General features: G+C 44.0%; 22 protein-coding genes and 2 pseudogenes. 6 read left to right on the top strand and 18 right to left on the bottom strand.

The features are described from left to right. Positions 1–60: 60 nt before the first annotated feature. Positions 61–645: an NAD(P)H-dependent oxidoreductase gene (locus MBEAL2_RS14090; protein ID WP_047152928.1), complete on the bottom strand. Its 585-nt coding sequence runs from the start codon at positions 643–645 to the stop codon at positions 61–63. 14 nt (positions 646–659) lie between these two features. Further along, positions 660–989 (bottom strand): annotated as a pseudogene (locus MBEAL2_RS32895) (DUF2238 domain-containing protein); the annotation flags it as partial. 72 nt (positions 990–1061) lie between these two features. On the opposite strand from MBEAL2_RS32895, the gene MBEAL2_RS14080 reads away from it, so the two are divergent. Beyond that, positions 1062–1619 (top strand): SLOG family protein, encoded by a 558-nt coding sequence (locus tag MBEAL2_RS14080; RefSeq protein WP_047152927.1) that lies wholly within the window; start codon positions 1062–1064, stop codon positions 1617–1619. Between the two features lie 119 nt (positions 1620–1738). Here MBEAL2_RS14080 and MBEAL2_RS14075 read toward each other — a convergent pair whose 3' ends face one another. From MBEAL2_RS14075 to MBEAL2_RS14045, 7 genes and pseudogenes are all read right to left on the bottom strand, one after another. Beyond that, the gene (locus tag MBEAL2_RS14075) at positions 1739–4030 is read right to left on the bottom strand and encodes a glycerophosphodiester phosphodiesterase family protein (protein WP_082129939.1); all 2292 of its coding nucleotides are present in this window, start codon (positions 4028–4030) and stop codon (positions 1739–1741) included. A 355-nt stretch (positions 4031–4385) separates the two neighbouring features. Next, complete coding sequence (locus MBEAL2_RS31795) at positions 4386–5243, bottom strand: sigma-54 interaction domain-containing protein (protein WP_052947723.1); 858 nt, start codon at positions 5241–5243, stop codon at positions 4386–4388. Beyond that, the gene (locus tag MBEAL2_RS14065; protein ID WP_047152926.1) at positions 5240–6277 is read right to left on the bottom strand and encodes a GAF domain-containing protein; all 1038 of its coding nucleotides are present in this window, start codon (positions 6275–6277) and stop codon (positions 5240–5242) included. Before MBEAL2_RS14065 ends, MBEAL2_RS31795 begins: the two co-directional genes overlap by 4 nt. A 148-nt stretch (positions 6278–6425) precedes the next feature. Then, positions 6426–6974 (bottom strand): NADPH-dependent FMN reductase, encoded by a 549-nt coding sequence (locus MBEAL2_RS14060; RefSeq protein ID WP_047152925.1) that lies wholly within the window; start codon positions 6972–6974, stop codon positions 6426–6428. Positions 6975–7000: 26 nt separating this feature from the next. Continuing rightward, positions 7001–7799, bottom strand: a pseudogene (locus MBEAL2_RS14055) (cyclase family protein). Positions 7800–7813: 14 nt separating this feature from the next. After that, positions 7814–8800: a fumarylacetoacetate hydrolase family protein gene (locus MBEAL2_RS14050; RefSeq protein ID WP_047152924.1), complete on the bottom strand. Its 987-nt coding sequence runs from the start codon at positions 8798–8800 to the stop codon at positions 7814–7816. A 41-nt stretch (positions 8801–8841) separates the two neighbouring features. After that, positions 8842–10080, bottom strand: coding sequence for an LLM class flavin-dependent oxidoreductase (locus tag MBEAL2_RS14045; RefSeq protein WP_047152923.1), 1239 nt, complete (start codon positions 10078–10080; stop codon positions 8842–8844). Positions 10081–10393: 313 nt separating this feature from the next. Between MBEAL2_RS14045 and MBEAL2_RS14040 the strand changes: the two genes are divergently transcribed. Further along, on the top strand, positions 10394–11128 hold the full coding sequence (locus tag MBEAL2_RS14040; RefSeq protein WP_047152922.1) for an SDR family oxidoreductase: 735 nt from the start codon (positions 10394–10396) through the stop codon (positions 11126–11128). A 64-nt stretch (positions 11129–11192) separates the two neighbouring features. Here the strand turns inward: MBEAL2_RS14040 and MBEAL2_RS14035 are convergent, their stop codons facing one another. Continuing rightward, positions 11193–11642, bottom strand: a complete 450-nt coding sequence (locus MBEAL2_RS14035) for a tetratricopeptide repeat protein (protein ID WP_047152921.1) — start codon at positions 11640–11642, stop codon at positions 11193–11195. 215 nt (positions 11643–11857) lie between these two features. Here MBEAL2_RS14035 and psiE point away from each other — a divergent pair, with 215 nt between their 5' ends. Beyond that, the gene (psiE, locus tag MBEAL2_RS14030) at positions 11858–12283 is read left to right on the top strand and encodes a phosphate-starvation-inducible protein PsiE (protein WP_047152920.1); all 426 of its coding nucleotides are present in this window, start codon (positions 11858–11860) and stop codon (positions 12281–12283) included. 70 nt (positions 12284–12353) lie between these two features. Here the strand turns inward: psiE and MBEAL2_RS14025 are convergent, their stop codons facing one another. From MBEAL2_RS14025 to MBEAL2_RS14010, 4 genes are all read right to left on the bottom strand, one after another. Continuing rightward, on the bottom strand, positions 12354–13286 hold the full coding sequence (locus tag MBEAL2_RS14025; RefSeq protein WP_047152919.1) for an aldo/keto reductase: 933 nt from the start codon (positions 13284–13286) through the stop codon (positions 12354–12356). 50 nt (positions 13287–13336) lie between these two features. Continuing rightward, positions 13337–14053: an SDR family oxidoreductase gene (locus MBEAL2_RS14020; protein WP_047152918.1), complete on the bottom strand. Its 717-nt coding sequence runs from the start codon at positions 14051–14053 to the stop codon at positions 13337–13339. A gap of 100 nt (positions 14054–14153) precedes the next feature. Continuing rightward, positions 14154–14990 carry an adenosylmethionine decarboxylase gene (gene speD, locus MBEAL2_RS14015; RefSeq protein WP_047152993.1) on the bottom strand — a complete coding sequence of 279 codons (837 nt, stop codon included), beginning with the start codon at positions 14988–14990 and terminating at the stop codon, positions 14154–14156. Between the two features lie 143 nt (positions 14991–15133). Then, positions 15134–15778: an SDR family oxidoreductase gene (locus MBEAL2_RS14010; RefSeq protein WP_047152917.1), complete on the bottom strand. Its 645-nt coding sequence runs from the start codon at positions 15776–15778 to the stop codon at positions 15134–15136. Positions 15779–15961: 183 nt separating this feature from the next. Here MBEAL2_RS14010 and MBEAL2_RS14005 point away from each other — a divergent pair, with 183 nt between their 5' ends. Next, positions 15962–16255 (top strand): DUF2653 family protein, encoded by a 294-nt coding sequence (locus MBEAL2_RS14005; RefSeq protein ID WP_047152916.1) that lies wholly within the window; start codon positions 15962–15964, stop codon positions 16253–16255. A 105-nt stretch (positions 16256–16360) separates the two neighbouring features. Then, positions 16361–16816 (top strand): hypothetical protein, encoded by a 456-nt coding sequence (locus MBEAL2_RS14000; RefSeq protein ID WP_047152915.1) that lies wholly within the window; start codon positions 16361–16363, stop codon positions 16814–16816. A 69-nt stretch (positions 16817–16885) separates the two neighbouring features. Here the strand turns inward: MBEAL2_RS14000 and MBEAL2_RS13995 are convergent, their stop codons facing one another. Next, complete coding sequence (locus MBEAL2_RS13995) at positions 16886–17158, bottom strand: GNAT family N-acetyltransferase (protein WP_047152914.1); 273 nt, start codon at positions 17156–17158, stop codon at positions 16886–16888. A 231-nt stretch (positions 17159–17389) separates the two neighbouring features. Between MBEAL2_RS13995 and MBEAL2_RS13990 the strand changes: the two genes are divergently transcribed. Beyond that, a complete protein-coding gene (locus MBEAL2_RS13990; protein ID WP_047152913.1) occupies positions 17390–18016 on the top strand; it encodes a hypothetical protein in 627 nt (208 codons plus the stop codon). 69 nt (positions 18017–18085) lie between these two features. On the opposite strand, the gene MBEAL2_RS13985 is transcribed toward MBEAL2_RS13990, so the two are convergent. From MBEAL2_RS13985 to MBEAL2_RS32275, 3 genes are all read right to left on the bottom strand, one after another. Beyond that, positions 18086–18277, bottom strand: a complete 192-nt coding sequence (locus MBEAL2_RS13985; protein WP_047152912.1) for a hypothetical protein — start codon at positions 18275–18277, stop codon at positions 18086–18088. A gap of 36 nt (positions 18278–18313) precedes the next feature. After that, positions 18314–18733 carry a hypothetical protein gene (locus MBEAL2_RS13980; RefSeq protein WP_047152911.1) on the bottom strand — a complete coding sequence of 140 codons (420 nt, stop codon included), beginning with the start codon at positions 18731–18733 and terminating at the stop codon, positions 18314–18316. 358 nt (positions 18734–19091) lie between these two features. Next, the coding region (locus MBEAL2_RS32275; protein WP_047152910.1) for a hypothetical protein at positions 19092–19305 on the bottom strand (214 nt) is incomplete at its 5' end.

Genomic DNA, 19305 nt, shown 5'->3' with positions numbered 1-19305 from the left:
CAAAAGAAAGGCCCAACCACCGTAAGAGGAGTTAAGCCTTTGTATTCATGTTATTACCTGTTAGAAAAGTGAATGTATCTTATCCTCAAGCTGGCTAAGTATAGCTTCTCCTTCCGCTTCGTCAACTGGCGGCATAGACCCAAACAGCAAATGGTCTACGACTTCCACACCGCAAAATTCAAAGATTCCTTTGTCCAATGTTTTTTTCAGGGCAAGTGTCATCCCGGCATCGTCATACACTTCTTTTGGTGTTCCGTGCGTGTTGATAACCAGGGCTTTCTTGCCTTTTAACAGGCCAATCATGTCGCCGTCTTCACCCTCTGTGTAGGCATATCCATATGAAAAGACCCGGTCAATATATCCTTTTAAAATAGCGGGCATTCCAGTCCACCAGATCGGATAAATCATAATAATGACATCTGCGTTTGTGATGTATTCCTGCTCGGTTTTAATATCCTGCGGCGTATTTCCGGATTGAAATCCTTCGAAGTCGCTCTCTTTTAGGACAGGATTAAAATCTAATGCATATAAATCTCTAACGTTAACCTCATGGCCTTTGCTTTCTGCTGTTTTTACCGTCGTTTCTAAAATCGTATGGTTAAAGCTTCCTGGATCCGGATGTGCATATAGAATAATATGCTTCATGACAACCCCCCTATTTATAATTTAGATAGATAATGATTATGAAGTCTATGTAGAAGAAGATAAGAAATGGTAGCGCCGATCAGAGCAAAAAACATATCTCATTGGGTATCCCATACATCCCCCTGTGTCGCTAGAAATGCTTCGGATGCAGTTCCTGTCGCCATTGCTACAGCAAACTCGAACAACTCAAATAATGGAGACGTTCGCACAAGAATCTCACGCACTAAAATGGCCGGAATGAAACCCTGGGCAAAATGCCCCAAACGATCATAATGGTTACGCCCTAAATCATATGTGTCTCTAATCCAATTAAATAGCGGTACTTCTGCATACGTATAATCCCCTCTTTCTCATATAGTACCACGAATTACATTATAATGATTACTAAACACAAATAAACGGGAGGACTTCTTTCATTGGTTAAAAGATTATTAATTACAGGCTATAAACCGGCTGAACTTGGTATATTTGATAACAAGCATGCAGGGATTCATTATATCAAATTAGCATTCAGGAAACGGCTGCTTGCTTTTATCGAAGAAGGATTAGCGTGGTGTATACTAAGCGGCCAGCAAGGAGCCGAACTTTGGGCTGCCGAAGTTGTTTTGGAATTGAAAAATGAGTATGACGTAAAACTGGCTATTATTACCCCCTTCCTGGAGCAAGAAGCGAGCTGGAAGGAAGAAAAACAGGATCATTACCGCAGCATATTAGCACAGGCTGATTTTACCACCAGCGTCTTTAATGCCCCCTATGAAGGTCCCTGGATGTTTAAAGCAAAGAATAAGTTTTTGTTAGACAATACGGATGGAATCCTGGTACTGTATGATGACGAAAAAGAAGGTTCACCGAAATTTATTCTGGAAGAAGCTAACAAAAGATATGAGAAATATGGTTACTACATTTCTATGATTTCATCCTTTGACTTGCAGTCCATCGTAGAAGAGGAGCAAGAAAAAAATTATGATTATTAATCTGAAGGTGTTGCAAAGCTAGTTGACGTAAGGGGTAAACCGCATTTTCCCTATAAACAAATGTAGGTCGCTGGATAATCCAGGACCTACATTTGTTGCCTATTTATTACCAGTCCATTTTAATGTTGTTCATTGTTACCGTGCTGGCCTTGGTTATTGTTATCATGTTGATTTTGATGATTATTATTTGTATTTACACGTTCAAGCTGGAATGTATTACTGAAGTGGACCTTTCCAGATTCGTCCCGAATTTCGACCGTAGCCTCATTTTGTTTCGGATCGATCCGGAACACACCGAAGTTAAAGAAATCACCTTCTGCATACAGCCGCTTAGGACCAAAAGTTGGATCCAACGTCCCAGGCTTAACCTTAACGGCGCCAAGCGGACCGCTAACGAGTTCATGATAATCTGCTTTGCCGTCATGATTTGCATCATACTGAATGATATCGGCAAAATGGACATCCGTTGTCACGAAATACACGTTTTTAATCCCTTTTTCCACAATAAAGTCAGAGATTTTGCGGAATTCATTCTCATATCCGGTTGGATCATTTGGATTTACATTATTTCCATTTGCCCATCCGTCCCGGTGGTTCTGTGATCCGGTCGGAATCGAGATCGGAACCGAAGTGGCCACCAGCTTGACTTGCGCGTCTGATTCCAAAAGCTGTTGTTCCAGCCATTTGAGTTGTTCTTCCCCCAGCATGGTCTTATCTGGCCCATCCACCTTGGTGTTTGGATCCCGGTAACCCCGATTGTTGAGAATCATCATATCCATGGTTTTACCCCAGGAATATTTATGGTACAGCTTATCCGCAGAGCTGCGTTCTCCCGATATTGGCCAATAATTCTCGAAAGCTCGTAAACCGGTCGGAGTCAAAGGATTAGAGGGACCTGAGAAGTCATTGCTCACTTCATGGTCATCCCAAATCGAAAAAGTACCTGTTTTTTGTAAAAGAGTCCGCAATCCGGCATCGGTTCGGTTTTCCTTGTATTTGGCCCAGAAATCCTGCACCGTTGTGGATGGCGGGTTAGGAACGGCCGGTGTCTTATTATCGGCATAGATGGTGTCTCCACTGAACAAGAAGAAATCAGGATTTAATGATGCCATCGCCTCAAAAGATTTGAAAGGCGGGATTTCTCCCTGGCCCCCTGTGTCTCCTCCCCATACCATGGTTAGCGGCTTCAGGCTGTTCTTATTCGGTGCTGTTTTGAACGAACCGCTGACGGTATATTTGCCGGGAACTGCCTGCGCCCGATAATAATATGTCGTATCCGCCTTTAACCCGGCGACATTTACATTTACCGTGAAATCATGCTCCGCATCCGCCTGCCCGGTTTTTACAATCGACTTATTTTTAAAGTTCTTGTCAGAAGAAATCTCAAATTTAACGTTGGCAGGTCCGCTCGCCCGGGCCCATAATACCGCTGACGTATCTGTTACATCTCCGCTGGCCACTCCATGTGAAATAAACGGCTTGTCCAGTAATTCCACCAATTGGTCAGGGTTGTTTGTGAATTCACCATCAACACCGAGAGAAAGGAGGGCAACCATATCATCCTGCTTGTTTACTGTATAAGGGTGGACAACCAGATGGTTCTGGTGTGCAGCCTCTATAAGTTTCGGAACGACCAGGCTTTGGGTTGGGCCTACGCCTGCAGCATAATCGGAGATTCGCTTAAATTCCTGATATACATCCTTACCTTGCAGCATGTCCTTCGAATAGAGTTGAACAAGCGGCAGATTCGGTGCAAGAGTTTTCAGTTTACGCAGGCTTTCCTCACTAAATGATTGAAGCATAATGTGCCCGTTGTTAAGTAGATTATATTTTTTCAGAGTATCAATCAGCTTCTCTTCCATTCCTGGATAAACATTAGGCGCCTTTGTTTCTATGTATAAGCCGACTTTTCCATTCCCGTTTTGCTTCACGAATTGAATGGCTTCATCCAGTGTAGGCACCTTCAAACCGGCATATTCTTTGCGTGCTAGATTTGGGTTTGCTTTATTGAACCAGGATCCTGCATCCAGACGTTGAATTTCCTCCAGCGTAAAGTCTTTCACCGACCAGGGAGCCCGGTCCGGATAAAGTTCCTTCGCATTGGTTGTTCTGGCCAAAGATTCATCATGCATGGCAATCAATTGCCCATCTTTGGTCATCTGCAAATCCAATTCTACGTAGTCCGCCTTCATCTGAATCGCCTTCTTATAAGCCGGGAAAGTATGCTCCGGCCCATAAGCGGACGCTCCCCGATGAGCAATAACATCCACTTTGTTGACAATTGGGCGCAAGGTTGATTGCCCGTTCTCTGTTGTTACACTCTGGCTGGGAACTGCCAATACTGGCAATACAGGAGCCAAGGATAAGGAAAGGGATACACTAGCTAGTCCTGCGATTAAACTTCTTTTCATTCCATTCATCTCCTTTGTTTACCTTACGTACTAAAATGATAAAGCTGCTTTGTAAAGTAAAATTAGCCAGAATGTTAACTTATTGTAAACGGATTAAAAAAGGTACCTTTCTCACAGTAATCTACATGGCAACTGAAACTATTCTCACAATACTTTGGGTATGGCGTCTTCTTTTTTACTAGTTGTGATAGTTTGTGTGAATAGGATAAGTGTGTATGAAATATGTGAATAGTTGAATACGCAGTATTTTTATTCTGACTATTTTGAATTAAAAATGAAATTGTCCGTTCTATGTAAAAAAAGTCCAGTACATGTGCATATGTACTGGACTTTTTCGATTCTAGCCTGGGCTTTGTTACAGCCCGTATCTTTCCAGCTTGCGGTATAAAGCTGCCCGTGAAATGCCAAGCTCCCGAGCTGCCTTAGCCCTGTTTCCAGAGGTTCTTTCCAGAGCCGAGAGCAACAGCCCCTTTTCATCAAGCTTACCGTCCTCCCTACTTAGATCCATATAATCGCCTAGATGTTCTATATCGATGACATCGCTTTCATGAAGCTGGACCATTCGTTCGATGACATTGCGGAGTTCACGCAGGTTTCCGTTCCAGGGATAATTCTGCAGCGTTTTTATGGCATTCGGTGTTAAACGGATGGGTGGCCGCCCATCCTTTTGGGAAAGGGTAACCATAATTCCCTTGATTATTTGTTCCAGGTCCGCCCGTCTCTCCCTCAATGGCGGAAGATGAAGGGGGAAAACCGAAAGACGATAGTATAAATCTTCCCGAAACTTCCCTGACTTGACCAGCTCTTTTAAATTCTTATGCGTGGCTGCAATAAATCGGACATCAACTGTCACCGATTTTGTACAGCCAATTCTCGTCACTTGTTTGTCCTCCAGAATACGCAGCAGGATAGCCTGCAAATCCAGTGGCATATCTCCAATTTCGTCGAGGAAAAGCGTTCCTCCGTTGGCTGCCTCGATTTTCCCTATGTTCCCATTCCGGCTCGCCCCTGTAAAGGCTCCTGGTCCATACCCGAATAATTCAGAGGAGATAAGCTCACCAGGCAGGGAGGCACAATTAATAGCGATGAAAGGGCGGCTTCTTCTCCCGCTTTCTCTATGTATCGCACGAGCCATATAATCCTTGCCTGTACCACTTTCCCCTTGCAGGAGAATGCATGCGTCGTTTTTTGCGATTTTAACCGCCCTATTCAATATTTTTCTGAACCCTTCCTCTTTTGTCGGAAAAGAGGACAGTATCGGGGAGGATTCGTATGAAACAACCCTGCCTTTAGATTGATGTTTGGGGTGGATGAATAGAACGGTGGAAGTAATCTCCTCGTCGCTTCGGCATTCCTTTGACTCAATGACAAACTCTTTCCCGCTCTCTTCAAAATAAAATGCGTTGTTTCATTATCCTTAGCATCCTTAGCATGGATAGATCGACCCTCAAGAAGTTGATTAGGATTAGTTAAATCCAGAAGATTCTTTTCCTTCCGGAGAGGATGCAAAAAGTCATGAGCAGCTCTATTGTTATAGACTAACCTCCCCTCCTTGTTAAAAGCCAGAATACCGGTTGGATGATTCGCCTGTTCGGACAGCGATAGGAGATCGGAGAGCGTTCTTTCTTTCATTTGCAAGGCTTCGATTTGCATTTGTTGACTAATCGTTCTGGCCCCTGAAATAGCCACGGATAGAAACTCCTGTAGTCCATCGCCAAGCGTTAGCCGGCAAATATTTAACACACCCGTAAATTGATGATTTACAAAGATAGGGGCCGCGGCACAATCCCAGTTCCACAGCATCATGCAGAAATGCTCTGCCCCTGAGGTCACCATAGCGGAACGGGTTTTAAGAGCAATTGTCAGGCCTGTGGTCCCCACATGTTTTTCTAACCATCTGACTCCTTTGGATATGCCGATCCTGCTGGATGCTGCCTCTGCTTCTTTGTCTGCCATAATTTCCAAAATATATCCTTGTGCATCCGTGAGGACGACCTGATAACCTCCTCCTCTGAGGGTGCTGAATATCTCATACATAGTAGGCTTTGCAGCACAAAGAAGCGTTTGGCTTTTCTGTTCTTGCTCAAGCCATTCTTTTTTTTCCGTAAACGGTAAGATTCTATTTTCTTCATGGGATACGCCGGATTGCTTGCTTCTATTCCACGAATCAATGACAGGCTTTCTTACATTAATGTCTTCTTCACCAAAAATGACAAATTTACGCCAGTTAGATTCCCGTGTATCCAATTTTTCCGCCCCTCCAAAATATAATTATCAGAATTTATTGAATATATAATACATAGTATAACGCAAAAGGCATGGGAAAGGATCCCATGCTTGAAAGTAAAAATAGACGATATGATATACAGACTGAAATTCTCATCAGCTGCATTTTTTACATGCAGGATTCCTTCTTTAATCCTTTTTGCATAAAGACCAGTTCTGCCGCCAGGTTCTCTATCCTTTTCAATACGTCTGTATCCGCAATTTCATTGTCTTTATTGAAGTGATCGCGATGAACATAGACGTACCCCGGTGTTGTATAGGCCCGAAAATAACCGGCAATGGGCTTTAACTGATTTTCAATGACTAAATAGTGCTGGTATGTTCCGCCTGTCGCTATGAATCCCATCACTTTTGACCGGAAGGCAGATAGCGGTACCAGATCAAATAAATTCTTTAGTGCCCCCGTTAACGATGCCTGGAAAATCGGGGTGCCGACTACATAGAAATCAGAGGAGCAAACAAGCTCAATCACCTTTTTCGTATCCCCGCTATACTGGGCAGGATCCCGTCCATCACAAAACTGCACATCGTACTGCCGCAGATCGAGCAATTTAACCTCAATCCCAGGATGGTTGTTTTGGACTTCCTTCAGCACCCGATTTACAACGACGGCCGTTTTGGAACCTGTAATTGTACCTGATATACCGAGCAGTTTCACCAAACGTTCTCCCTTCAGGTTTGATGTCACACGGGTTCCTCAATAATCGCCACGACCCTGCTCCAGCCCGCGCTTGCCGCTTCAATCTTAACCGGAAAAGCAGCTACCGTGAATCCATAAGGTATAGGGATGGCTTCCAGATTGCTTAATCGTTCAATTTGCAAATATTCTTTTTCCGTTCCAAAGAAATGGGATTCCCACAGTTGTTCCCTGTTCCCTTCTTTAGCCTCTTTCACCATTACATCGAACGGCCGGTCTAGCCCCCAGGCGTCAATCCCGATCAGGCGAACCCCGTTTTCGACGAGGAATTGAGTTCCGGCCCGGCTTAGGCCTGGGTGCAATTTGTCGTATCCCGGCTGGCTGAATTTTTTAGATGTGTCTGTACGGATGAGCACAATATCAAAAGGCTTGATTTGATATTCAATACGCTCCAATTCCTTTTTGATATCGTCGTCCATAATTTTTTTCGCCTGCTTTTTTATGTGTCATATCCAGTACGACTCCATCCCCGTAACACCAGCGTAAGGGGACCTGGTCTATCGTTTGGGCTGGTTTACCGCCGGATGCTGGACCATAATGGTAGGGGGCGTCTACATGGGTCCCTGAATGCGTAGAGAGAGTGACCGTTTCTACCGCCCAGCTGTGTCCGGTCGGCCAGTCTTCTTTATCAAGCCCGAACAGATTTTTACTCACATCAAGCGTCTGTTCATGATTGTAATACTCGATTTGATGCGGGTTGGGCTCAAAAGGGCTCGTTTGATTGCTTAGACAATCACTTAAATCAATGAGGGTTATCCTTTTGTTTCCCTGCGAATAAGTTTCCACAACGTCACTCTCCCTTACCTAATCATTTTATTTCGAAGAACACCGATACCTTCCACTTCCAATTCTATGACATCATTGGGTGCTAAAAAGCGGTTCAGTTCCAGGCCGCAGCCGAATGCCATCGTTCCCGAACAGATCATTTCGCCGGGATAGAGGGTTTCCTCTTTTGAAATAAATTCAATAAGCTGGGCAAAAGAATAGTGCATATCTGTACTTCTGCTGTCTGACCATATTTCCCCATTCACTCTCGCCTGCAGATGTATGTCAGAAGGATCCATCTCATCGGACGTTGTAATACAAGGACCGATAATGTTTCCGAGGGTGAAGTTTTTGCATTTTGACGGCCCCATTGTCGTTAACATATCCGAACTTTGATAATCTCTGATGCTAATATCATTAAAAATCGTATACCCAAAAATAAATTCATGGGCTCGTTCTGCCGGGATATTGGTTCCTTCCTTCCCAATAATCACGGCAAATTCAAGCTCATAGTCCAATTTTTCTCCAAAACCTGGCCAGGGAATCTCATTCCCGGGACCGCCAATCGCCGTGTGGCTCGTCCGGTAGTAATAAGGACGCTCGTAGAAAAGAGCAGGGATTTCTGATAGCCCAACTACTTTCAGGCAGTTGCGGAAATGGGTCTCACAATTCAACGAGTCACGGATGGACACAGGTTTCAAAGGTGCCTGCAATTCAACCTCATCCTCGGAATAGATAATCTTTTGGCCGGCGTTTCCAATCGATTGTTCCCGTGGTTTCGTATCGAGAAAATCTAATGCAATTTTCGCTGCTTCCAGGGACGACTGGCCGCCCTGAATAAACGAAAGCATCGTTTCTCCAAGTACGGCTTGCGCAGTTTCATAGGCCCGGTGGTTTGATTTTCGTTCCTGAAGATAGAGCGCATAGGCTTGAACTACATCTACAATTTCTTGATTCCTCAGCACCCCCACCCGTTGTATGGGACCCATAGGAGAGGATATCTGGTACGTGACTACTTTCAACGAGATTCACTTCCTCCACTATATTTGTCAATCAAAATATATTAAGCGCCAGAGTAAACCATGCCGAATTCCGGCATAATTTTCGTAGCGAAAATCTCCAGCTGCCGCAAACCTTCATCCTGTGGAATCAATCCCCAGTGGAATAACCAGACGAAATATTCCAGATTGACCTTGTTTAGAATGCTGTCTATCTGACGCTTAATATCATCAACCGTACCTCCGATTAAGATTCCGCTGTTAATTAATCGTTCGGCTAAGGGTTCGCCTGGTTTTGGTACAGGCCCTTCTTCTCCAGGGAATCGTGTTCCTTCCATGAACCCGAATTGTTGATACCATCCTTCCCAAACTGGTTTTTCATATTTTTCTACTGCTTCGTAAAGCTCCGACTTGTTGTCAACAATGTGGAATGTGCGACAGAGCCCTACATTTTGGCCAAAAGCCAGGCTGCGTCCTCTGGAGGCTGCGCCTTCCATGTAAGAGTGAACGAGTTTCTCTACCCCTTCCATCGGCCCCCATAGAATCGTAGGTGTGATATCTTCCTCTCCGCACCACTTCAATGTTCTTTCACTGGCCCCAAACGCCTGGAACAGTTTCGGATGAGGCTGTGTATACGATTTGGGTACGACGCTGATCGCCCTTACCGTTCCGTTCTCATCAACTTCTCCCGGCGTCCCGTAAGGAAGCGTAGTCGTATGGGTAGGCGGCCAATTCGGAATTCCTTCAATCGGGTTCGGGATTTTGTAGGTGGGTCCGTCATACCTTAACAAGTCCTCAGCCCATGCCATTTTCATAATCTTATAGTGTTCTTCAAATACCATGCGGTTGTTCATATCGGCCTGAGATTTATCGGAAGCAGTGGACTGGACGTTGAACTTCTGGCCGATAATGTTTTGCCAACGAGCCTGATAGCCCCGGGCAAGACCGACGAAGAAACGTCCCTGCAGCATGTGGTCAACCATGGCTGTCTCTTCAGCAAGCCTGAGCGGATCGTGTGTGGGAAGCACGATTCCTAATTGTCCGTGATTCAGCCTCTTGGTGTATTGTCCAAGATATGCATTTAGCAGGAGGGGGGAAGGTGAAATTTCCAAACCTTCCGAATGGAAGTGGTGCTCAACGTGGGTAATCCCCCAATAGCCCAATTCGTCGGCTGCCTTCACAAGATCAATGAGTCCGGACAGCATATTCTGGTAAGCTTCGCTATCACGGCCGATCGGCTGCCTTTTTTTCATTTCCTCAACATCACCCATTGTGGGATAAACTTGAAGTATGACTTTGGTCATCGTAATCCTCCCATTTGCTTTAGATAAGTGTGATTTCAACTCGTTTCAATCACCTGCCTTAGCATATTGCAATAACAATACCATTTTCCTCTCTATTCAAAATAGTATGAATATCGTATTCGATGTAAAGAAACCGATATCTTATTGTCCTCTCCTGCTTTACAATATGTATCACTGAACGTCCACTGTAAGGACAAGCGGACATTTATGTATATATCAATGAAGATTTTCGGACAGTTGTTTAATATTTAAATTAGGTTAAATATGGTATCCTATATAGCGTAGTTATAACCCGATGCAAAGGAGCGAGACAATGAGAAATAAAATTGCAATCATTACAGGGGCCAGCAGCGGGATCGGCGAAGCGACGGCAAAAGAGCTGGCAAAGAATGGAATCAAAGTCATGCTGGCCGCCCGCCGGGAAGATCGCCTGCAGCAGCTCCAGGAAGAAATTAAACAGGCTGGCGGAGAAGCAAGCTATAAAGTGACGGATGTGACTTCCCGCGGTGATATGGAAGCACTGGCAAAAACAACTATCGAAACCTACGGACAGATCGATATCCTGGTTAATAATGCCGGTCTCATGCCGCTTTCCTTCATTAATAAACTAAAAGTAGACGAATGGGAACGCATGGTTGATGTGAACATTAAGGGCGTACTATACGGTATCGCTGCTGTGTATAAGCATATGGAAGAGCGAAACGAAGGGCATATCATCAATGTTTCTTCAGTCGCCGGACATGAGATTTTCCCCTCCAGTGCTGTCTATAGCGCGACCAAGCACGCTGTGCGTGTGATTACAGAAGGCATGCGCAAAGAATTGCGCCCGGAGCAGAATATTCGCACCACCATCATCTCGCCAGGAGCGGTGGCAACCGAACTTACCCATACAATTACAGATGAGGACGTTGCATCGATGTTCGGTAAAATGGGCAATGTGCAGCCGCTGCAAGGTCAAGACATTGCAAATGCGATTCTTTATGCGATTGAGCAGCCAGCCTCGGTTTCTGTAAATGAAATTATTGTCAGACCAACCTCCCAGCCTTAATAACAGCAAAAGCAAAAAGCCGTTCCTGGACCAGAACGGCTTTTCTTTTCCGTGTTTTTTGATATTAACGCAGGATAATACCAAAAAGAAGAAGCAGCATGAATAGGTACATAATAAGCACAACACCCATTACCTGTATGCTAGATACCTTCTTTTTCGGTGGTGACAAAGATAGAGCCATTTGCTGTAACATCCGCTCCTCTTCTTTTTGCCTGCGGCGTAGAAGAACCAAAGCCCCGACCGCAGGTTCGAAGGTCGGTTGTACCGCAATCGCCTTCTCATAATATTCTTCCGCCCGATGCAGGTATCCTTGCTTTTCGCACTTTCTTCCCATTTGATAAAGTGCGGGCACATGATGGCGGTTGCAACGTAAAATTTTTTCATAATACGCCGGGTCGGATGTATTGATATACAGTTGATTGGCGCTTGTTCCAGGCGTAACTTTTCTGGTGCGTTCCAGAAATTTCTCCCTCGCATGAGAGATGTGTTTGTTGCTTGCAGAATGAGCAGACATACGTTCCCCCTCCTGTCCCTCGTTTCGTCGAATAATTCTTATCTTATCCTCAATGCCTTCGATAGAATATCGGGGGTCGGAGTGAAGTGTCGTATCCGCAAGTTGGATTCCGCTTCATCCTTCAGGATGAACTGGCTACATTCATTTACTGACTATGAGGTATTAAAAGGGCATCGCAACGCATAATATCAATGAATTCTTTAGGAGGAATATGGATGGCACCGCAAAACGAAAGTAAAAGACAAGCCTTTAGCATTCCCACGATCCTTCAGATTATTTTAAATACAGCGCTAGTTTTAATAGCCATTACCTTTTCTATTTTGCTTGGCAAGGAAATTATGCATTTTATTCATTTTTCCCTTTTTAGCCGCGGAATTGAGACCCACTACAATCTTCTTGAAAGCATCCTCGTTTTCTTTATGTACTTTGAATTCATTGCAATGATCGTAAAATATTTTCAGGAGGACTATCATTTCCCGCTGCGGTACTTTCTTTATATCGGCCTTACTGCAATGATACGTCTGATTATTGTATATCATGATAACCCGATCGATACACTCCTCTACGCTTGCGCCATTCTCGTACTCGTTATTAGTTACTACATTATGAACGCTGCACCGACCCGGCGGGAGAAACTGTAGGTTGAATGAGACTAAATAAGAAAAACCCGATTCGGTCTGAATCGGGTTTTTGACGTTTCACAGCAGTATTCTAGGAGAAAAGACGGTCGATTTCTTTAGTCTCCTCATCTGTTAAGTGAACATCCAGCGTTTTTAAATTGTCCAGCACTTGTTCTGCTCTCTTAGCACCTGGAATGATCGCGTCAATGGAATCGCGTGTTAAATACCAGGCAAGAACAACGTGAGCCACTTCCGTATGTTTAGCATCTGCTATTTTGCGTATCTGTTCTACTTTTTCTAAGTTTTGTGCAAATGCTTCTCCCTGGAAGTGAGGCATTTTAGCACGCAAGTCATTAAACACCATATCTTTCGTATATTTGCCGGCTAACAAGCCGGAGGCAAGCGGGAAGTAAGGAATGAATGAAATGCTGTGTTCCGTTGTATACGGTAATAATTCTTTCTCCGCCTCTCGCTGCAATAAGTTATATTCTCCCTGGTAGACATCGACATAGCCGTCTTTATTTGCTTCTTTTAACTGATCAATGGAAAAGTTAGAAACACCGATGGCTCTAATTTTCCCTTCATCCTTTAGCTGTTTCAAAGCGGCAACGGCTTCATCTTTTGGCGTATTCTCGTCCGGAAAATGAATATAGAATACATCGATGTAATCTGTTTGGAGTCGTTTTAAACTTCCTTCCACTGCTTGTTTTAAGAAAGCAGGCGAGTTGTCAAACACAACGTCCTCACCAACAAATTTGTGCGCGCCTTTTGTTGCAAGAACAATGTCGCTGCGATTTCCTGTTTCTTTTAACACTTCCCCGATTAATTCCTCGGAGCGTTCCGGTCCGTAAATAAAAGCCGTATCTAAAAAATTAATCCCGTTTTGCAGCGCGGTTCGAACTAACTCTTTTCCTGCTTCTTCATCCAGGTTTGGATAAAGATTATGCCCGCCAACCGCATTGGTTCCAAGCCCGATAGGATTTACATGTAAATCTGTTTTCCCAAGCCGTGTTTGCTTTGCCATTCTATATCCATCTCCTTGCTATTATTTAAGTGTATTCCAAGTCCAGCTGTTTACACCAGGTGAGCGCCTCCGTCAATAAGAACAACAGATCCGGTCGTAAATTCACTTTTCGCCAGGTAGACGTAGGTTTGAGCGATATCCTCTGATTTTGCAACACGCCCGACCGGCAATTGCTCCCCTATTCCAGCGTACATTGCCTGGCGCTGCTCCTCCGGCATTCCGGCATACATGGGTGTGTCCACAATTCCGGGTGAGACAACGTTTACCCTGGTGGGAGATAAATCGACAGCTAGCCCTCGTACCAATCCTTCAATTGCCGAGTTGATCGCCGCTAACGTAGTGGCGCCCTTTGGAGGACGTACACCGTACACACCCGACGTTAACGTGATGGAGCCTCCCTTGTTTAAGTGAGGAACAGCTGCCCGAACGGTTATGTATTGTCCCCAGAATTTGCTGTCAAATGCCTCTTTCGCGTTTACGACAGGCAAGTCGCTAAAGAGACCCATCGCGCCCTCTCCTGCGGTAATCACTAAGTGATCGAATTTTCCGATTTGGTTGAAAAGGTCCGCTGCTTTTTCTTCGCTGCGAAAATCGAGCTCGTATGTTTCTACATTATCAGCGAGCGCCTGTTTCGCCTCAGAAAGCTTTGCAGCAGAACGGCTGGCAATGATGACTTGAGCGGATTCACCGAGAAATGCCCTGGCAGTGGATAAACCAATACCAGAAGTGCCTCCGACAACGACTACACGTTTTCCTTTTAATGACAAAGGGATAACCTCCTTAAACTATTTATAAACACAATTATATTATTTATACTTACTAAAATCAACAAACTAACTTTATTATAGTAAAAATAACCCGCCAGGATCAATTCAGATCGATTGCGTTGGTCCAGCCACGGTTAATATTCTTTCCATAAAATATTTCGTCCATTTCCATTTTGACTCTTTCTGTTATTTCCTCTAGCTCTTCCGGGTTTAACTTCTCTTTTGTATAACCAAATAGATAGTTATTTAAGTCAAATTCTCTAAGCTTACATTTTGTGTGAAAAATATTATCCTGATATACATTCACGTCAATCATGTGGAATAAGTCTTTTACCTCTTCCGGGATGTAATTTTGGATGGAACTAATATCGTGATCAATAAATAACTTGTGTCCGTTTATGTCTCTGGTAAAGCCCCGAACCCGGTAATCGATCGTCATAATGTCCGTATCAAATGAATGAATGAGGTAATTTAATGCTTTAAGCGGTGAGATTTCACCACATGTAGACACATCAATGTCCGCCCGAAACGTGCTGATCCCTTCATCCGGATGGTATTCAGGATACGTATGAACGGTTATATGGCTCTTATCCAGCTGCATTACAACCGAATCAGGCAGGGGACCGGGAGATTCATTGTATGACTCAGTTGGGACTTCAACGACCGGTCCCTCAGAGACGAGAATGGTCACGCTTGCTCCCTGGGGGACATAGTCTTGTTTAGCAACATTTAATACATGGGCGCCTATAATGTCGGCTACATGTTTTAAAATCTTTGTTAGTCTTTCTGCGTTATACTGTTCATCTATGTACTCTATGTAGGCTTCACGTTCTTCTTTTGTTCTTGTATAGCAAATGTCATACATATTAAAACTCAATGATTTTGTAAGGTTATTAAAGCCATACAATTCGATACGCTGCGCGGGTGTTAAATCCATTTTCATTCCTTCTCCTTTTCTATTTTATACGCTGCAACAAAAAGCGCGGGAACTACAACCATCATAGCAGCAAAAAAGATCAGGAATACTCCATTGTATTCCGCCATTCCCATATCCACACGGGCTTCCTCCCTTTCAGGTATTTAGATTGATTTTAGTGCATCAGTGATGGGGGTTTCACCGGAAACTAAATCGAATCCACGCTTAAATATGTGCTCCTCATTGAGTGCGGCCGCGATCGTGGCGGCTACGTCCTCGCGAGAAATTTCTCCCCTGGCGAGTTCTTCTCCAGCGGAAACTTTTCCTGTTCCAGGCTCGTTGACCAGAGCCCCAGGGCGGACAATCGTATAATTTAACCGGCTCGCGATAAGTGCCTTATCCGCATAATACTTGGCCGCGTGATAAGGCTTTATGGCGTTGGACCATTTCTCTCTTTTATTCGCATGAATGGAGCTCACCATAATGAATCGCATAATCCCTAATTGCTCGGCGGCTTCGATCGTTTTCACCGCTCCGTCAAGGTCCACCAGGATTGTTTTATCCGCCCCGGTATGCCCTCCCGATCCTGCCGTAAAGACGATGGCTTCACAACCATTCGCGGCTTCCATAATCCCTTCCACGCTGCCCTCAAGATTTGCGACAACCGTTTCTGCTCCCCATTGTTCAAAGGCTTTTGCCTGTTCTTCTTTTCGGATCATCGCTCTCACGGAATGTTCTTTGCTTTCGCTTAATAAACGGACGAGGTGTTGGCCAATTTGCCCGTTTGCTCCAACAACAAAAACTTTCATAAACGTCAGCTCTCCTTTGGAAAATTTATTTCTGATGTACTGTCAGCGATCAGTAAGGCTTCTTCATTAATATGGATCTTACGCAACGATTTATACTGGAACATCAAAGCGCAGCAATTTTCTTCCCTGTGTGGAATGTTTTCATTGCATATGGTTACGTTATAAAGGAAGGAGAGATAAAAAATGAAGCTACATTTTAACGAACAAGATGTTGTTGACGCCTGTTGTGTATTTGTTGCACAGCGGTATAATGGCCGTCCGGAAGACGTGGACGTTGACCTCCAGTTTAACCCAGCGTCTAAATTTGCAACTGAGGCTAGAAAAGGATCGGAAAACATTCATCTTACCGAGCAGGATATGGTGGATGGGATAGCCACGTACCTTGCAGAATACCACAACTTTATTCCTGGCCAGCTACAAGTTGATTTACAATTTAACGAAGGAACAGGGATTGAGGCAGATATCCTCGTTCTTTAAAGTTGCGGCGAACCTATTTGGCAGAGCCTTACCTTGTGCATAATGTTATTTTCAATGGGGACTACTAAAGTAACGATTCGAGTAAAATAGCAGGAGAGTTATATAATGAGTAAAAAAATCTTCAGCCTTATTGTGACGTTCACTGTATTACTTGGAATGATGCCTGCCTGTTCCTATCTTAGAGGGGATCCTTCTCAAAACGGAACCGTTCAAACACGTGTAAACTCTTCCGATAATCCGCAAGTCCACACGCAAGCGCGTTTTAGAGGGGGTTCAGGCAGAGTTGCACCAAGTCCTGGCGGGTACCATTCGGGATACAGATCGCCTTCTCCCAATGTTAGGAATCCGAACCGAGCCACCCCTGGCCCGGCTCCCGGCAGAGCCGGTGGATTGTTCCCTTTTTTAGGCGGATTGGGAGCAGGAGCGTTATTAGGAAGCCTGTTTCACCCGTTTACCGGTGGTTTTGGGGGCGGCTTTTCCATTTTGGGTTTGTTAATCTGGGCTCTCATCTTCTTTGGTATTTATAAACTTATCCGCAGCTTTTCCGCCAAGGCGAAATAGTTGATTACATTCACAACAACCGAGCAGAGGGGCTGATATAGTCCGGTCCCTCCTACTCGGTTGAGACGATTAAGCAAGAATATCCTGATATTCCTTATGCCGGTCAATTTGAGCTTTAACAAAGGGGCATGAAGGAATAAGTTTTTTCCCCTCTTCGCGTGCAAATTCCACCATCCTTTTCACTAACGCTTCTCCGATTCCTTGACCCTGCAGTTCCTCTGAAACATGCGTATGATCAGCAATAAGACGGTCTTCTCCGCTTGGAATAAAGTGAAGCTCAGCAATGGTTGCTCCGCCCTCCTCGACAAAAAACGTACCATCACCCTTCTTGATATTGACCATTTGCTCTATCCTCTTTCTATTATGATTTATAATTCCTTTAACCTAACGTTTGAATTCTTTCTGCTGGAAAATTGATTGAGAAAACACAGTTGCAAACTCCTGTCATCTTACCCGGCCTCCCTTTTTTTGAAACGAAAGGTGATCATTGGTTGCTTTAGTATTTTCACCGTATTTTCATTTTTTTATGATTAAATTAAAGGTAAATAGTAAAAAAGGTGAGGGGAAATTTATTTGAATCAGAGTCGTCGTGTGTTTATTCCGGTCATAATAATTGTTCTTGCTAGTGTTTTGCTTGTCATCTACTCTTTTTATACAGCGCCAAACCCGGCGGAATCTCATACTGGAGTACACCCGCCAAACGGGCCTCGTACGGGTATAGGCCATAAGCAAGAAAAGAATGGTTTTGATTTTACATTGCTTGGAAACGCTGCAATCGCATGCGCAGCGATGAGCTATTGGTGGTTCTTGTTTAAGAAAAAGCTAACCTCCCCTTCCAAACCATTGAAAAAGATAGGAAAAAGGATTTACTCCCTGCATACTTACACAGGCTGGGCTGCATTGGTCCTGATTATTATACATGGGGGTTATTACTTAATTACGGATCTTCATAACTCGAAGCTTCTAACAGGGATAGCTGCTTTCCTTCTCTTATTGGCATTAGCCATTTATGGGTGGCTTTATAGGCGTGTACGCAATAAATTTATGCGTACTTCTCATTTTATTTTGAGCCATGCCTGGCTCCTCATTTTGTTCTTTCATGCAGGTGGGTTTTTCATCTTTATGGCGGTCGCTACGTTGATATTGTGGGGAGTGGTACGAATGATCGATTCGTCAGCCAAAAAAAATAGTGTGGTGTAATTTGGAAGGAGATGATTCGTTGTAAAAGACCATTCTTTTATTCGCCTAATACTTCTTTCCAAACCTCAGTCAATTCTTCAATAGCCTTCTTACCATCACCAGCGAAGGAATTAACCTGAGCCCCCACAATACCGGTAACCCAGTAGTAAATAAAAGCGGTTCATCATCCCGAATGAGAAATTGATTAAACTGCATGCCGGCTTGTGGTACGAAGATAGAGATACGAAAAATATCAGGAGCGATTTCATCTATTCGTGTCATATCAGTTTGTCTCTTTTCCGATTATCCAAAAAATATTTAATTCTTAATTAAGTTCAAGTCCTCCTGACGAAAAACACCATATGGTTTCTCGATTTTATTAATAACCATTACATATAAAACGAGAGGGATTTGATTTTCCCCGTTATATGTTCCACCCGAGGGCCCTATGGACGGATTGAGAAAAGTCGAAACACGAACATGGTCAGTATATTCTTGAATAAAGCCAATCATTCTGTTTTGTTCGGCAAGCATTAGGTATGTCTTGTCACCATCATGAAAAACATGCAGCCCTCCCTCTCCTTCTTTTATTTTCTTTTCAAAATATTCTTTAGCCGGTTTTGGTGTATCACGAAGATATACCATACTTTGAGGAACTGAGCGGATAAATTTTGAAGTTTTCTCCGAAGCAGAACAGCCAAAAAGCACTAAAAAAGCAACGGTAAGTGTAAAAAACATAGAGAGCCGCTTCACCATATCACCCTTTGTATGTTAATTCTTTCCAGACCAACATTTCCATTCTAATGGATTTGTTATATTAAATGCTGGCTCGGATCAACGTGCAAGGGACAGATCATATAATGGAGTTTATTTTTATACGAGGCTTATGTCTAAGACCATTTGCCTAACACCTGTCCCTCTTCCTTGACATAAAGTACTATTATCTCTAAATGAAAATGGAAAAGTGAAATCATGTTATGTGGTAAAAAGAGGGTGAATATCACATGAGAAGTAGATTAGGGGCATTAAAGAAGAGGTCTTTAAAATTCCTTGCGTTTGGTATCATCTATATTATCTGGGGAGCATTTGTAGGGATTTATGCATTGGTATGTGCATTGTTGTATTTGGGCAAAGATATTTTGAGCAAATGGTACGAAAAGGATCGCTCACGACTGACACGACCAAGACGACTAATACCGCCAACATGGCCGGCACGGCCAACACCTCCGACAATGCGAACACCACCAACACGGCCGACTCCGCCGACACCACCAACACGGCCGACTCCGCCGACACCACCAACACGGCCG

Source organism: Aneurinibacillus tyrosinisolvens, from assembly GCF_001015055.1.
Taxonomy (GTDB): domain Bacteria; phylum Bacillota; class Bacilli; order Aneurinibacillales; family Aneurinibacillaceae; genus Aneurinibacillus_A; species Aneurinibacillus_A tyrosinisolvens.
The sequence above is the reverse complement of the archived record's forward strand: the minus strand, read 5'-3'. Positions and strand labels throughout refer to the sequence as shown.

Excerpts from the sequence above, each read along its gene's own strand:
- MBEAL2_RS14090 (WP_047152928.1), bottom strand. The coding sequence starts at position 645 with ATGAAGCATATTATTCTATATGCACATCCGGATCCAGGAAGCTTTAAC.
- MBEAL2_RS14075 (WP_082129939.1), bottom strand. The coding sequence starts at position 4,030 with ATGAAAAGAAGTTTAATCGCAGGACTAGCTAGTGTATCCCTTTCCTTA.
- MBEAL2_RS14045 (WP_047152923.1), bottom strand. The coding sequence starts at position 10,080 with ATGACCAAAGTCATACTTCAAGTTTATCCCACAATGGGTGATGTTGAG.
- MBEAL2_RS14040 (WP_047152922.1), top strand. The coding sequence starts at position 10,394 with ATGAGAAATAAAATTGCAATCATTACAGGGGCCAGCAGCGGGATCGGC.
- MBEAL2_RS14035 (WP_047152921.1), bottom strand. The coding sequence starts at position 11,642 with ATGTCTGCTCATTCTGCAAGCAACAAACACATCTCTCATGCGAGGGAG.
- psiE (WP_047152920.1), top strand. The coding sequence starts at position 11,858 with ATGGCACCGCAAAACGAAAGTAAAAGACAAGCCTTTAGCATTCCCACG.
- MBEAL2_RS14025 (WP_047152919.1), bottom strand. The coding sequence starts at position 13,286 with ATGGCAAAGCAAACACGGCTTGGGAAAACAGATTTACATGTAAATCCT.
- speD (WP_047152993.1), bottom strand. The coding sequence starts at position 14,990 with ATGGATTTAACACCCGCGCAGCGTATCGAATTGTATGGCTTTAATAAC.
- MBEAL2_RS14010 (WP_047152917.1), bottom strand. The coding sequence starts at position 15,778 with ATGAAAGTTTTTGTTGTTGGAGCAAACGGGCAAATTGGCCAACACCTC.
- MBEAL2_RS14005 (WP_047152916.1), top strand. The coding sequence starts at position 15,962 with ATGAAGCTACATTTTAACGAACAAGATGTTGTTGACGCCTGTTGTGTA.
- MBEAL2_RS14000 (WP_047152915.1), top strand. The coding sequence starts at position 16,361 with ATGAGTAAAAAAATCTTCAGCCTTATTGTGACGTTCACTGTATTACTT.
- MBEAL2_RS13995 (WP_047152914.1), bottom strand. The coding sequence starts at position 17,158 with ATGGTCAATATCAAGAAGGGTGATGGTACGTTTTTTGTCGAGGAGGGC.
- MBEAL2_RS13985 (WP_047152912.1), bottom strand. The coding sequence starts at position 18,277 with ATGACACGAATAGATGAAATCGCTCCTGATATTTTTCGTATCTCTATC.
- MBEAL2_RS13980 (WP_047152911.1), bottom strand. The coding sequence starts at position 18,733 with ATGTTTTTTACACTTACCGTTGCTTTTTTAGTGCTTTTTGGCTGTTCT.